A 13,125-nucleotide genomic window follows, 5' to 3' on the forward strand; every position below is an offset into this window, starting at 1 on the left:
CTGTTTCAAACTAATTTTTCCAAAAGTGAAATTTTCGGTTTTATAATCTTTAAAGTCTCCATAATTTTTTCCTTTACCTTTTAATTGAAGTTACTTAGTCTATTGAATATCTTTTCGTTGATACAATATTCTTTTTTCAGCTCCAGAGTTATTTCTAATAATTGGAGAATCAGTTTTCCAATTCGGAAGATGTTTAGCAAGTTGGTCTATGAGTTTTTCAATTCCTGGAGTATTTTCATAGGTGAATTCATATCTGTTTCCACTAGTAATTATTTCTAGTCCAGTTTGTTTTGCAGTGTTTAATATCGGAATACTGAATGAGTGTACAGAAATAATTTGATTCCATTGAATCCACTCTGATGTTTTTTTCTGTTTCACATAAAAACCATCAATACTATATTGAAAAAGTCCATTGTAGGTATGGAGTTTATCCATTTTTTTTTCGACAGATTCATAATTTTCTTTATCACTTGGAGCATACATTTTTGCTATCGAAAAACAAAGAATAGTAAAACATGAAAAAATAATAAAATAAGATATTTTCTCACTATCAAAAACCGGATAATAAAAATAAACTAAGGCTATAATAAGAAGGTCAACAGTAATTATTTTTTTCATCAAGAGTTGGATTTGTGGTCATCATTAATACAAACGTGAATTTACATTTTCTCAAAATATTTTCCCTTAAACTGATACCTGATCTTTTTATTGGTGACTTTAGAATCTGCCTGTATTAAAGGAATACTGATAATTTTATTTTTAGAATCATATTCAATCTCATAATCTCTGCCTTGATAGTTTCTGTTGGCTGAAGCTGTAAGATCTACTTCATAGCTTAGTTGATTTTTTATTCCGCTTTGAGTCTTGATGAGCTGAGCTTTATCATTCAGCTGCTGTTTATCAATAGAAAAGACTTTGATAACATGGTAGCTCATTCCGGAGCTTAGTATTGCTTTACTTTGAGTAAGATAATATTTTTTGTTCTCTGAAATAATATCATTGATCTGATAATAATAACATCCCGGATCACCTTCTCCCTGACTTTCTACAGCTTTAGAATATATTTTTTTATCAATGGTTTCGTATTGAAAGACATTCTTAAAGAAATGCATCGTTCCTCCTGTCCATGTATCCCATGAATATATCCGGAATTTACCATCTTCTGAGGTCTTTACAATGAGCCCGTTTTTCTCCAGAGATTTAAAATCATGACTGATCGTCTGAGGTTGAGAAGAGGTATATCGTACTAATAATTTTTCAAACTTTGTGTTGGCAACAGCTAAAGAATCATAAGAATCTTTATGATCTCTGCCTTCGGAAGACCAATAATTAATCTTTTGGAAGGATTCATTCAGTTGTTTTTCAATAACGGACATATTTTGGCCGAACAAGAAATGAGTAGTGATACACAACAAACCCCCAAATATTTTCTTTATTTTCATGGAATTAAATTTAGTTTGTTAAGAAGTAGTTTGATTTTCCATCAACTTAAATGCTAAAAAATGAAGTTGAAAAATTTTAATCCTATTTATTATTTTTTGCATTTCAGCTGAAATACATTTCCTTCAGGATCTATGCCGTCACACAACCAGAAATCATAGTTTTCAAAAGTTTTGATGGCTCTCATCTCAACTTTTTTTGACAGCAGTTCATTTCTTGCCGATTCAATATCTGTCTCCACTTCAAAAACAAGTTTGGTATTGTTATCAAATTGATAACCGGTTTCTATTTTCTCCAAATATTGATTTCCAATTTTGTGAAGTCCGATATTGGCAGTTCCGGCATTCATCAAAACCCAGATGGAATCTTCTTCCATCACTTTTAAGTTAAAGTTTTCAACATAAAATTTTTTGAGTAAACTGATATTTTGTACATACAGGATGATGGAGTCTAATTTTATCTTCATGGTTGGGAAATATGTTTTTATTAAAGATTGCAGGCAATTCAATGATTAGTTATGACGTTTACTGTCATTGTATTGCCAAAGAACATTTACTATTTTCCATGTGCCGTTTAGCTTGGCAAGATGCATATAATCTATCCATTCATCTGCCATTAATTTTACCGAGGCTGTATTGTCAGAAATATCCAGCAGTTTTATTTTTTTTTTGGGAGAGGCAGGAAATTTATCACCGTTTTTATTATAGTTTTCAGCCAGTAAAACCATAGATTCTGTGTTGGTCTCACGGAGGTAATCTTTAGCTGTAGCTTTATCTTTCCAAAAGGTACGTTTTACCATGCGGGGATGTAGGGCCCGTTCCATTCTGTTGGGAGCCGGTGAGTGCTGGGATTCTATATAATCAAGAGCTGCCTGTCGGATGCTCAGTGTGTCTTGTTTCGTTTGTGCTGACATCCATTGGATGGTTAAAAAGAGCAGAAGAAAAGAAGTATAATATTTCATATGCTATGATTTATTATGGATGATAAATAAGCTGTACCACACCTGACTTGAAAACATTGGTTTCAACAAGTTTTAAATTTAATCTTTCTTTTAAATCTTCAAAAAGAGGTTTTCCACTTCCTAAAGCAACCGGATGTACAGAAATTCGGTAAACATCAATGAGATTATTTTGAATGAAAGTTTTGATAAGACTTGCTCCGCCATACAGCCAGATATCTTTTCCGCCCTGCTTTTTTATCTCTGAAACTTTTTCCACAAGATCGGAGTGAATAAATGTTGCCTTTTCATCTTCACGGTTTTGACTTGAAAATACAAACTTCTTCTTTGCATGAATGGTTTTCCAGAATTCCAGTTCTTCCGGAGCTGCATTTTCATCAGGTCGGTAATTTCCCCATGCATCATAGCTTACTCTTCCATAGAAAATGGTGTCAATTCCTGATATAAAGCTATCAAAATTCATATCATCATCCATAATGCACCAGTCGATTTCTCCGTTGGGGCCTTCAATAAATCCGTCTAAGGTTGTTGCTAAATCCAGAATAACTTTTTTCATAATAATCGTCAGTAAGAAGTGTTGGGTGATTTTTCTGATACCAACGAAAGATAGTATATTTTTACTTTTTAGAGAAACTGATTGATAGGTATTTTTATTGGGGTTCTGTAATTCCTATCATTACTCCAAAGTCTCCATCAACTTGCAGCCAGTTTTTCTCAGGAAGATACGTTCTGGAAACATAACCGTCGAGATATAATGCCTTTTTGCAGTCCATTTCCTTAAAAAATTGGGCAAGGGTATAGAAATTAATTTCTTTTTTAGACATGGCAAAAATAATTTCTCCGTTTTCCAGCATTCCAACGCCGTTTCTGATGTTAAGATTCTTAGAATCTTTTTGAAAGATGGGATTTATTTTTCCATCAATCAACAATATCGGTCCGGATTGAGTGGCATATTTAATGGTGGGATTTTGTTTATATTTTTTAGTATCAACAATTCCCGGCTCATTGTTTTGGGTTATATAAAATATTCCATTAGGCTGAAGATAAAAGTTTCCGAAGCCTTGCAATGGGTCAATAGGTTTTAGAATTTTGAAATTCTCTATATAAAGTCCTTTTGGTGAATTATCAGGTTCAAACATTCCGCCATTCATGGCGAAAATTAATTTTTCATTGTTAGATTCCGCTTCATTTTTGAGATTGCCGATGCTTTTCAGTATTTCATTTTTACTGTTTTTCCAATACAATTTTACCGTTTGCTTTTTAGGATTCACCTGATACATGATAAAGTTGTTTTTATCCTGTATCTTTTCGCTACAGGAGATGATGAGAAAGAGTAGGAGGGCGAGCAGATAATTATATTGTTTTGGCATCGGATAATGAAGATACAACAGTTTTCTAATAGTTTGTAATGACAAAATCAGGGTTCAAAACTACAAAAAGATAGTTGTAAATATAGTCTTCATTGGGTGGAAGCTCATATTTCTTTTTCAGCTGAGCAATCTCCTTTTTTGACATTCCACGGGTATTTTTTCTTGATAGATCCCATTCTTTACTTGTATTCCAGCCTTCATAATAGTTTTTTACTTCAGTTTTATATTCTTCAGTTTTTTTGAAATCCATAAATTGTCTGACTTTAAAGTCCATAAAACCATCTTTATCCAACTCTTTTTCTTTTATAATATTATCATTCTGAATCGTTATAAGGTGATATTTATCATATAGTGAAGCATATCCAAAATTAGCAGCCTCAAGCATTTTGCCTATTGGAATGATTAATATTCCGGTATAATTAAGGACTATTTTCCTATCACCAAATGTTTTTTTAAAAACAGAAATATATTCATATTCATCAGAGGTCGGATTTTGAATCTTAATATCAACAAGACTTAAAAGATTGTTTTCAATTTTAAATGTCGCAATGTAACCACGATGGTTGGATGTTGAACCAATAAAAATCGTTTCTTCTTTACCCTCTTTTTTAATGGTGTTTTTAGATCCATAAATAGGATGGTGCTCAGGATGGTCTGTAAAATATTTCTCTAGTGGGTTATTGAGTAATTTATATTCTTTATTGTTGATGATGATCCTGTCCGGTTCCTGACCTGTAGCTAGAATTTTTATGACTGAAAAAGTAAAAAATAAGATAAATAATTTGAACTTCATTTTAGATTATTGAATGGAATTAGGATTTTTGAGTGTAGCCATATTGTATGGCAGCTTTAAGAGCCTCAATGTTGATATTTTTCAATGTTTTAAACTTAATACAATATCCGGTTATGCTGGCTTTCCCTATTCCTTTTCCAAAGGTTCTGGCTAAATAAGTTTTATCATCTATTCCCATAATATAAACAGATATTCCTGTGGTATTGGCGCTCATTCCGATCTGGTAGAATTCTTTGCTTTTTCCATCAGCATATTGCATGATCTGAGACCCGTAGCCTATATTGGGGTTAGAAACTGTTTTACCTTCATCGTTTTTACCGTCCAGAAACCATAATTTACGATTCGGCATAAGTTCGAGCATGATGTGGTGAAGTTCCCACATCTCGGAACGTTTGGGTTCAGATTGTGCTGCAATATATTCTTTGATCTGTTCCTGGATGTTCATGTCTTATTTTATTTGGAATTGGCAAAAAAAGTCTCAATAGGAGATTGCTGTTGGTTAATGATCAAAAGCTGGCTTTTGTCATCCAAAAGAATCTTGTACTGAAATTCTTTATCAGGATTAAAGCTCCACTGGTTCAATTCTTTGAATTGGCTTTTAACGAGGTTAAGTTTTTCGTTATGGTTTTGGGAGATAATAATGATTTTTGTTAGAGGAGTTTTCTTCATTTTTTCAAGACTGAGCATGGTAATTTGTGTTTCAGATTCCTCACTTGAACGCATAGGATACATTTGACCTATCTTATTAAAATCTTTTTTATTCTCAGACAGGATATATCTGTATGTCATAATATGGTCAAGTTCGTTGATCCATCCAGGAAAGTTTTCTTCATAAATCCTGATATAAGTATTAATAAAATTTTTATCAATAGGTTTTTTCTGAGCGATATATTCCTTTACTGTCGGATATATTTTCTTTGCCATCAGATTAACGTATTGGCTGTAATACCAGTCATTGGTGTCTGTTTTCCCATTAAGGCTTTCATAGACGTATCCATTTCCCATAGCGGTTGCCAGTGCTTCATTCATTAATTGATAGGCATAGTTGCTGTATTTCGATGGATTGTCCTTAAAGTTTTTTGCAATCTCTTTTTTCACAGCAAGAGACTGTTCATCATTAAGGATGTGGTAGGTTTCATGCAGCATAACACTGAAAAAGCCTGTGTAATCTTTTAAATTGGTTTGAACGGCACTTATAAAGTTATTGTAAAAAGCCTGGGCTGTAAACCCCATTGAATTGGGCAAAGGATACATTGCGATTTCAAAAGGGATCGAAACATCCCAGGTTGAGTTATAGAACAATAAACCTGTCTGAAAATAATATTCCATGTTTTTCTCCCTGGAGTACATGCTGATTTTCTTTAGTTGTGGTTCAAACTGATCTTTATTAGGAATATAAATAAGCTCATTGTAAATCGGAGTAAATGCTGAAATAATTTCAGAGATACTCTGCAAAGTTACATTAGGCAGGATTCCGATGGAACGAAGCTTAAAATCATTTAAATTATTTGTTTCAATCAGATTCTTTTTCAGAATATCTCTGGACTGCATGGGTATTTTTGAACCATAAGGATATTCATCAAATGAATAACTGTAATCGATTGGCAGTCGCTCGAACTTTACAATAAGATCCTTGTACTTTTGAGTATTATACTTTGATTGAGTGAATGCAGTCTTAAATACATTTTCCGGATAATGATCAGAAAGGTTCTGTATAAAAACAAAGACAGCCAACTGCTCAGAATACTTAATATTGAAGCTGACTTTCTGCCCGAATGCCCAAAAGGACAACAAAAAAAATAATGCGAAAAAACTTTGTTTCATAGTGTTGTTATCGTTTATGTTTCAGCTTCTATTTTAAGGATAAAAAAATAACAGCTACTAATCCAATAAATTATTTTCGTGTAAGCTGTCAAAAATTATTTGATCTACTTCTGATATTTTATCTTTGTCTGAATAATGAAGCCATTTCATTTCTTCAATTTCAGAGTTGGTTTTTAGCTCCCCGGAATATTCTCCGGAATAACAGGTCATTTTTACAAGGATACCTTCAGCATGTCCATGGGCCTGAGCCTCAAAAGTTCCGATATAGTGAAGTGTTTTAGGATCAATGGTAACGCTTAATTCTTCACTTATTTCACGAATCAGAGCCTGTTCATCTGTTTCTCCGGATTCTCTTTTTCCACCAGGAATATAATATTTGTCTTTTCCGTAGCTTTTTGTGGACAAAATGGATTTGTTTTTTAATTCGATCCAGGCTAGTTTGTCAATGATTTTGTGTTCCATTGTTATTTTTTAGAGTATTATATTTTTTATTTTTTTAAAATTACTGTAATCGCATCAGAAATTTCAAATAGTTTTCCGTTATAATTATTGCCCAGTAAGATAATGGTTAGCTTTTCATTCAGATCAGAAACCAAAAGGGCTTCATAGTTTCCGGCTCTTCCATCATGAGAGTGAGTAACTAATTTTTTGTTTTTAAATTTGGCTTCGCCCAAAGAAGATTGAGTATCCGGTAAATCAAACTGCTGTCCCAATTCAAACAATGAATTTTCATTAATTACTTTATTGGAATAGAGGCAATCTGACCATTTTAGCAAATCAGTTGTAGGTAAGAAAGTTCCACCCACCAAAAAATCAGGTTTATCTTCTGTTAATTTGTTATTAAATCCTTTTGCAATCAATTTTTCATCAACAATAGGCGTAATTTCAGACGAATTCATTTTACATGGCTGGAAAATATTTTTACTTACATACTTTTTGTAAGGCATTCCGGTAATTTTTTCAACTATAAACTGTCTTAGAAAAACATTGTTCATGTTGTAATCGTATTGAGTTCCCGGCACAAAATCAAGTTTGTCGATTAATTTTAAATCATCGAAAATATCTTTATTACTTTTAATTTTTTTCCAATTTACATTGGGCAGTCCGCTTGTGTATTGTAATAAATCCTTTATAGTGACTTCATTGGCCCATTTGGGTAATTCCGGAATGTGTTGGGAGATATGATCTTCTATTTTCAATTTGCCCTTTTCCTGTAACTGTAATAATGCAACACCGCTGAATTCTTTGGTAATAGAACCGATATTAAACCTGTAATCAGTGGATAGTTTCTTTGTTTTTGCAGCATCTGTAAAGCCAAAGGAAGCGTTGTAAATGATTTTATTATTTTTTGAAACCAAAACATTTCCGTTAAAAGTCCCATTTTGACTGAACTGCTTCATTAAAGAATCAATTTGAGCTGCCTTTTTTGTCTGGGCAAATGCAGAGCAGCTTAGGAGCAGGAGTGTGGTGAAAAATAAAAAGAATTGTTTATGGTAATGCATGGTTATTGTATGTCAGAGAAATTAAAATAAAGGTTCTCCGTTAAGATCCGTTGTCAGAACTTCACTCATATAATCAAAAAAGGGACGCATGGCCAGTAGGGTCAACACTACTTCTTTTTGAAAATTATCAGATAAAACTTCTTTATCGGTAAATTTTCGCATAACGATGTATTGTTTTTTTCTGATGAGATCTATAGCCGGATGATTTTTATCAAAGCCTCGAGGAGCTGTTTTTACAGCATCCCCTTTGAGTTCTTCAAAATATTTTACAAACGTTTCATCAGCGGTAATCTTTTCGATTTCCCTAGTACTGATTTCAAATTCTTTGCGGATACGAAGTAAATCCTTGGCATCAGGTCCCCAAAAACCACCGCCTACAAAACTGTTACCGGGTTCCAACTGAATATAATATCCGCCTCTTAGCATGGGCTTTGAACGGGAAAATCCAACTCCAAAATTGTTTTTATAAGGAGTCTGATCCTTAGAAAATCGAACATCTCTGTAAATCCTGAAAATATGAATGCCTTTTAAATTATCATATTCCTGAAGTTCAGTATATATCTGGTTGAAAAAAACTTTGTTTTCTTTTACGATCAAATCATATTCAGATTTGTGCTGTGCAAACCATTCCCGGTTGTTGTTTTTTTCTAATTGTTTAAGAAATTCAAATGCTTTTTTCATATAGGTGTTTGAATTTATTGATCTGTACAATAAATGTAAATCAATATAAAATGTAATGTTTGTTCTAACTCGGGATTGATATTTGAACGCTCGTGATTATATCATCACTCTAATCTTCTGCAAAACCCCCTTCTCATTTTTATAAGTAAAAATGTAAGTTCCCCGTTGTACTTTTGTTAAATCTATATTTCTATTATAATAGGCAAACCCTTTCCCGATTTGCTTTCCGTTCATTGTAAAAATGGTATATTCAAATTGATTGCTATTGTTTTTATTACTGATGACAAAGCCGTCTCTATGAACATTGGTAAACACCCTTGTTTTAGTTTCATAATCTTCAGTGATTACGTTTGAAGAGAGTGCACTTTCATTAATATCTGCAACCTGGGTGCTTTTAATAGATGAGTTGGCAACAGAAGTGGTGCTTCCGCCCATGATGTATAATTTATTATTATATACCTCCACCGCTGAGTGCCTTCGGGGAATCATATTGGAAGATAACTCATGTAATTCATTGGTCGTAGTATCAAAATAGGCTAAAAAAGTTTGATTATCATAACCACCTACCACAAAAATCTTATTATCGGATACGGCTAATGAATGCCCGGATACACCGGCTGGCATTGTATATTGATCGGTCCAAAGATTAGTTTTAAGGTCGTAAACATTGATCAGATTAGAGGAGGTTCCATTAAAACCGCCAATAACATAGAGTTTATCATTAACAATTTTGCCTTTTGTTTCTTTAGCTGTAGGCATGTCCGGTAATGAATTCCATGTATTTGAAGCAATATCGTAATACTGAAAATGATTAGAAAATACAGTGTTTGCAGCTCCGTTTAATCCACTGCCTCCAAACACATAGATTTTACCATTGTATATTGCAGAACCAGAATTTCCTGCATAAAAAGGATTAACTGCTCCATGTGTTGTAGTGTTGGTGGTAAGATCTAAAATTTCAAGTTGACTATTTCCTACGCCGTTAAAAATATAAATTTTATTGTTGTACGTTTCTGAATTGGCAAATCTTTTGGGAACCAGAGTAGTATTGAGAATACTCCATTTATTATCTGTAATATTATATTTCTCAATATAATTAGTATTTCCTTCGATGGTATAGCCGTTGGTCACATACATGTTGTCATTTACTATTACACTTGTTGTGGCGCCTCTGCCTGCAGACATATCTGCCAGCTTTTGAAAGTGAAGGTTTTGGGCATGGGCTAAGAATGAACCCAAAAGAGAAAGGAAAAATAATTTTGTTTTCAATGGTGTTAAGATTTAGTGTTTGGTTTTGATAGATGTTATAGAAGCAATTCGGGGATTGTTTTTTAGTGCCGAATCGTAATAAAACATCGTTTTTCAAAGATAGGGAAAAGTTTAATATTTTTTCGTTTTGCCTTGAGTGAGATTAAATAATAATGTGATTAAATTCAAAAAATAAAAACCGCTCTGAGAACAGAACGGTTATGCATGAAAGCTATTTTTCAGCCATTATTTTATCTTTTTCCTTTTGGAATTCTTCTTCAGACAGGACGCCGGACTCTTTTAATTCTTTAATTTTCTTCAGTCTGTCATATTTCGTTTCCGAATTCAGACGCTGAGATTTTTCTTTAGGTAAAAATTCATCCGGAACAATCAGCTCACCTGATCTGATAGCGTTTTCAAGATCTATTTCATAATTCATGAGACCGCTACCGATTTTAGCATAATACACAAAACCATTTTTTTTGTTCCCTCTCGACATTATTTTTTTAACCTTGAATGACAGCCCGGAGTTGCTTCTTTTAAAAGAATTTGCCTGATTGGCCAGTCCCTGATATCCTGTAGTTGAAGAATAATTGAATAGGGAAGAGGCATTGGTCCTGATAAATTTAAAATCGCCATCATTCATAGAGCCTGTGCCGATTTTCAGGTCTAAACCTTCATACACCTTAAAACCTGTTGAGGTAGTAAGGGTATCATTTTCAAATGTTGGAGTGTTTTGCGCGTAAGAACTTCCAAAAATCAGCATGGTAAATAATAAGACTAGTCTTTTCATTGTTTTATTTTTAATAATCAAAATTGAAAGCCAAAAATAAAACATGGGGCAGAGCTTACCTTACGGGAATCCTTATTAGTTTTTTCAAAATATAACAAACCCTTTCATCAAATAAAATGCCGTTTTAAGAGTAATTTTACATTTCTCAAATACGTCATTGTTTTGTTTACTCATTCTCAAAAACAAAACCACTTTCCTTGTCCATCTGCTCCCGCTCTTCCTTTGATATTCTTTTCCTTAACACTCTGGTAGTATACGCTCCTTTTACTATGTTTTTATCAATATACATCCAATCCGTGATATTCTGAGAATTAATTTCAATAGTGTCTCCCAGTTTAACCTCCGTTGTTGAAATGGGGTCTCCATCCACGATTCCATAGAACTTATGGTCAGAATATTGCACTTCGCTTATCCAGATATGTTCATAACTGGAATCTGCTGCGGCAAATCTTTCTTTCAATGCGAAATTATAATAATCCGGATTGTGACTTTCTATTGCTTGTTTAAATTGATATAAAGAGTTTTGTGCGTTTTCTATTGCGGTATTCATTTCGCTGTCTTCTCCTTGTAAAATGTGAATACCGGGCTCATTATCTACTTTTACAATTTTATCTTTTTTCTGACAGTTTAGTAGGGCAAGACATGAAAGTAGATAGATTGGAAACTTAAAATGCATGATTTAATCTAATAATATTAATTTGATTTTCTAAATGGCTATCCATTGTTCTTATTCTCTGCTCTTTATTATTATATTTTTAATTCGTAATGGGTAATGAGTTGGTTGGCATTCTTTAAAATGATTCCGCGAGTATGCTTTTCAGCTCCAAGTTTTTTCTCAATATAATTTTTAAGTTTTCTTTGATCGGAGCGAATAAGTTTCCAGTCTAATTGATGAGCTTCTTGTTCATGATCCGGATGTATAGAATCTTTTGCTATAGCTCCTTTTTCGTTAAATCCCATAAACTGGGATGCATTGAGAAAACCATTTTGGATTCCGCCAAAATATAATCTTTGGATTCCCCAGCCTTCACTTGTGTATCGAAACGTATGTCCGTTACAATATTTAGGATCTAACGTCACTTTTCGAACGATATTTTTTGTTTTATCTAGCGGATTCCAAAGCCCAAATGTAACGGCATTTTGTTTGCCGTTTTCTAAATCAAATTTTTCCAGAATTTCGTTGGTTGAAAAATACTGTTTTAATTCTTCTCCAAATCCAGAATAATGATCAAAAACGAGATAATTAGTTTCTGAAAATATAAAATCCAATATTAATTTTTTATCCTCCACTGTTCCGAAAAAATCTGTTTGCATGGTATTGTATGGTTATTACTATTCAAATTTATCCATTGTTTTACTATTATGTATGCACCACTACATTACCATTATATTATTTTTTGCTATCTGAAGCTTTCTAGTGTTGGGAGTATGCTTTGGAATTTTTGTTTAAAGTCGGGTGACTTTGTGCAGCGAGTACACTTTCGCTGATATCTGCCACTTGTATGCTTTTAATAGCTGAACTGGTAACAGACGTTGTACTTCCGCCGATGATGTATAGTTTATTGTTATATATTTCCGCTGTGGCATGCCTTCTGGGAATCATATTGGATGATAATTGGTGTAACTTATTGGTTGTCGTATCAAAATAGGCTATAAAAGCTTGATTATTAACACCCCCTGCAATAAAAATCTTATTACCGGATACCGCTAATGAGTGTCCGGATATTCCGGCAGGCATCGTATATTGCTTGATCCAGAGATTAGTGTTGAGGTCGTAAACGTTGATCAGACGGGAGGGAGTACCGTTAAAACCACCAATGACATAAAGCTTGTCATTCACAATTTTGCCCTTTGTTTCCCTGGCTGTGGGCATATCGGGTAATGAATGCCATGTATTGGTAGCAATATCATAATATTGGAATCTATTAGAAAATACAGTGGTTGCCGCTCCATTGAGTCCGCTTCCGCCAAACACATATATTTTGCCGTTATAGAGGGCAGAACCTGCATTTCCTGTATAGGAACGATTAACAGCTCCTTTCGTTATAGTATTGGTGGAAAGGTCTACAATTTCAAGATGGCTATTTCCCCAACCGTTAAAAATATACATCTTATTATTGTCAGTCTCTGAGTTAGCAAATTTTTTGGTAAGTAGACTAGCATTGAGAACACTCCATTTGTTATCAGTAATATTATATTTCTCAATATAATTGGCATTACCTCCCTTTTCCTGATATCCATTGCTCACATAGATATTATCATCCACGATTACACTGGCTGTAGCACCTCTGCCTACAGACATATTGGCAAAATTTTTAAAAGCAAGGGTTTGAGCTTGGGTGAACAGTGTACCTAAAAAAGAAAGGAATACTAATTTTGTTTTCAATGGAAGGCGTTTTAGTGTTTGGTTCTATTTGATTTTCTTTCAATGATTCAGGTTTATTTTTTATACCGGATTCTTTAAGAGAATAATCGTATTTCAAAGATAAGGAAAAGTTGATGAGCTTCTTTCTTTT

Annotated in this window: 17 protein-coding genes; all 17 read right to left on the reverse strand. The window is 33.5% G+C overall.

What is annotated here, in order from left to right; translation table 11 throughout:
* Positions 1-99 precede the first annotated feature (99 nt).
* The 17 genes from EG344_RS14455 to EG344_RS14535 all read right to left on the reverse strand — a co-directional run bounded on the left by EG344_RS14455 (position 100) and on the right by EG344_RS14535 (position 12,995).
* On the reverse strand, positions 100-618 hold the full coding sequence (locus EG344_RS14455) for a hypothetical protein (protein ID WP_123910016.1): 519 nt from the start codon (positions 616-618) through the stop codon (positions 100-102).
* Positions 619-659: 41 nt separating this feature from the next.
* Complete coding sequence (locus EG344_RS14460; protein ID WP_123910017.1) at positions 660-1,442, reverse strand: hypothetical protein; 783 nt, start codon at positions 1,440-1,442, stop codon at positions 660-662.
* A gap of 89 nt (positions 1,443-1,531) precedes the next feature.
* On the reverse strand, positions 1,532-1,906 hold the full coding sequence (locus EG344_RS14465) for a VOC family protein (RefSeq protein ID WP_123910018.1): 375 nt from the start codon (positions 1,904-1,906) through the stop codon (positions 1,532-1,534).
* 45 nt (positions 1,907-1,951) lie between these two features.
* Complete coding sequence (locus EG344_RS14470) at positions 1,952-2,401, reverse strand: nuclear transport factor 2 family protein (RefSeq protein ID WP_123910019.1); 450 nt, start codon at positions 2,399-2,401, stop codon at positions 1,952-1,954.
* A 13-nt stretch (positions 2,402-2,414) separates the two neighbouring features.
* Positions 2,415-2,954: a dihydrofolate reductase family protein gene (locus tag EG344_RS14475; protein ID WP_123910020.1), complete on the reverse strand. Its 540-nt coding sequence runs from the start codon at positions 2,952-2,954 to the stop codon at positions 2,415-2,417.
* 94 nt (positions 2,955-3,048) lie between these two features.
* Complete coding sequence (locus EG344_RS14480) at positions 3,049-3,813, reverse strand: phosphodiester glycosidase family protein (RefSeq protein ID WP_228412742.1); 765 nt, start codon at positions 3,811-3,813, stop codon at positions 3,049-3,051.
* Entirely contained in the window at positions 3,794-4,561 is a 768-nt protein-coding gene (locus tag EG344_RS14485; protein ID WP_123910021.1) for a hypothetical protein, read from the reverse strand. The genes EG344_RS14480 and EG344_RS14485 overlap by 20 nt, the downstream gene beginning before the upstream one ends.
* Before the next feature lie 19 nt (positions 4,562-4,580).
* Positions 4,581-5,006 (reverse strand): DUF1801 domain-containing protein, encoded by a 426-nt coding sequence (locus EG344_RS14490; protein WP_123910022.1) that lies wholly within the window; start codon positions 5,004-5,006, stop codon positions 4,581-4,583.
* Positions 5,007-5,014: 8 nt separating this feature from the next.
* Positions 5,015-6,385 carry a hypothetical protein gene (locus EG344_RS14495; protein ID WP_123910023.1) on the reverse strand — a complete coding sequence of 457 codons (1,371 nt, stop codon included), beginning with the start codon at positions 6,383-6,385 and terminating at the stop codon, positions 5,015-5,017.
* Positions 6,386-6,442: 57 nt separating this feature from the next.
* Entirely contained in the window at positions 6,443-6,847 is a 405-nt protein-coding gene (locus tag EG344_RS14500) for an NUDIX hydrolase (protein ID WP_123857736.1), read from the reverse strand.
* 26 nt (positions 6,848-6,873) lie between these two features.
* Entirely contained in the window at positions 6,874-7,785 is a 912-nt protein-coding gene (locus tag EG344_RS14505) for a serine hydrolase domain-containing protein (RefSeq protein WP_262697350.1), read from the reverse strand.
* A 123-nt stretch (positions 7,786-7,908) separates the two neighbouring features.
* Positions 7,909-8,568, reverse strand: coding sequence for a DUF2461 domain-containing protein (locus tag EG344_RS14510; protein ID WP_123910025.1), 660 nt, complete (start codon positions 8,566-8,568; stop codon positions 7,909-7,911).
* Between the two features lie 96 nt (positions 8,569-8,664).
* Entirely contained in the window at positions 8,665-9,837 is a 1,173-nt protein-coding gene (locus EG344_RS14515) for a T9SS C-terminal target domain-containing protein (protein WP_123910026.1), read from the reverse strand.
* A gap of 211 nt (positions 9,838-10,048) precedes the next feature.
* Positions 10,049-10,609: an SHOCT domain-containing protein gene (locus tag EG344_RS14520; protein ID WP_164464441.1), complete on the reverse strand. Its 561-nt coding sequence runs from the start codon at positions 10,607-10,609 to the stop codon at positions 10,049-10,051.
* Between the two features lie 166 nt (positions 10,610-10,775).
* Positions 10,776-11,285, reverse strand: a complete 510-nt coding sequence (locus EG344_RS14525; RefSeq protein WP_123910028.1) for a YegJ family protein — start codon at positions 11,283-11,285, stop codon at positions 10,776-10,778.
* A 71-nt stretch (positions 11,286-11,356) separates the two neighbouring features.
* Complete coding sequence (locus tag EG344_RS14530) at positions 11,357-11,923, reverse strand: hypothetical protein (protein ID WP_123910029.1); 567 nt, start codon at positions 11,921-11,923, stop codon at positions 11,357-11,359.
* Positions 11,924-12,023: 100 nt separating this feature from the next.
* Positions 12,024-12,995: a Kelch repeat-containing protein gene (locus EG344_RS14535; RefSeq protein WP_123910030.1), complete on the reverse strand. Its 972-nt coding sequence runs from the start codon at positions 12,993-12,995 to the stop codon at positions 12,024-12,026.
* Positions 12,996-13,125 lie beyond the last annotated feature (130 nt).

The sequence above is a fragment of the Chryseobacterium sp. G0162 genome, assembly GCF_003815715.1.
Classification (GTDB): domain Bacteria; phylum Bacteroidota; class Bacteroidia; order Flavobacteriales; family Weeksellaceae; genus Chryseobacterium.

Coding starts and splice junctions, on each gene's coding strand:
- EG344_RS14485 (WP_123910021.1), bottom strand. CDS start 4,561: ATGAAGTTCAAATTATTTATCTTATTTTTTACTTTTTCAGTCATAAAA.
- EG344_RS14455 (WP_123910016.1), bottom strand. CDS start 618: ATGAAAAAAATAATTACTGTTGACCTTCTTATTATAGCCTTAGTTTAT.
- EG344_RS14505 (WP_262697350.1), bottom strand. CDS start 7,785: ATGAAGCAGTTCAGTCAAAATGGGACTTTTAACGGAAATGTTTTGGTT.
- EG344_RS14490 (WP_123910022.1), bottom strand. CDS start 5,006: ATGAACATCCAGGAACAGATCAAAGAATATATTGCAGCACAATCTGAA.
- EG344_RS14510 (WP_123910025.1), bottom strand. CDS start 8,568: ATGAAAAAAGCATTTGAATTTCTTAAACAATTAGAAAAAAACAACAAC.
- EG344_RS14465 (WP_123910018.1), bottom strand. CDS start 1,906: ATGAAGATAAAATTAGACTCCATCATCCTGTATGTACAAAATATCAGT.
- EG344_RS14520 (WP_164464441.1), bottom strand. CDS start 10,609: ATGAAAAGACTAGTCTTATTATTTACCATGCTGATTTTTGGAAGTTCT.
- EG344_RS14500 (WP_123857736.1), bottom strand. CDS start 6,847: ATGGAACACAAAATCATTGACAAACTAGCCTGGATCGAATTAAAAAAC.
- EG344_RS14525 (WP_123910028.1), bottom strand. CDS start 11,285: ATGCATTTTAAGTTTCCAATCTATCTACTTTCATGTCTTGCCCTACTA.
- EG344_RS14475 (WP_123910020.1), bottom strand. CDS start 2,954: ATGAAAAAAGTTATTCTGGATTTAGCAACAACCTTAGACGGATTTATT.
- EG344_RS14460 (WP_123910017.1), bottom strand. CDS start 1,442: ATGAAAATAAAGAAAATATTTGGGGGTTTGTTGTGTATCACTACTCAT.
- EG344_RS14495 (WP_123910023.1), bottom strand. CDS start 6,385: ATGAAACAAAGTTTTTTCGCATTATTTTTTTTGTTGTCCTTTTGGGCA.
- EG344_RS14530 (WP_123910029.1), bottom strand. CDS start 11,923: ATGCAAACAGATTTTTTCGGAACAGTGGAGGATAAAAAATTAATATTG.
- EG344_RS14470 (WP_123910019.1), bottom strand. CDS start 2,401: ATGAAATATTATACTTCTTTTCTTCTGCTCTTTTTAACCATCCAATGG.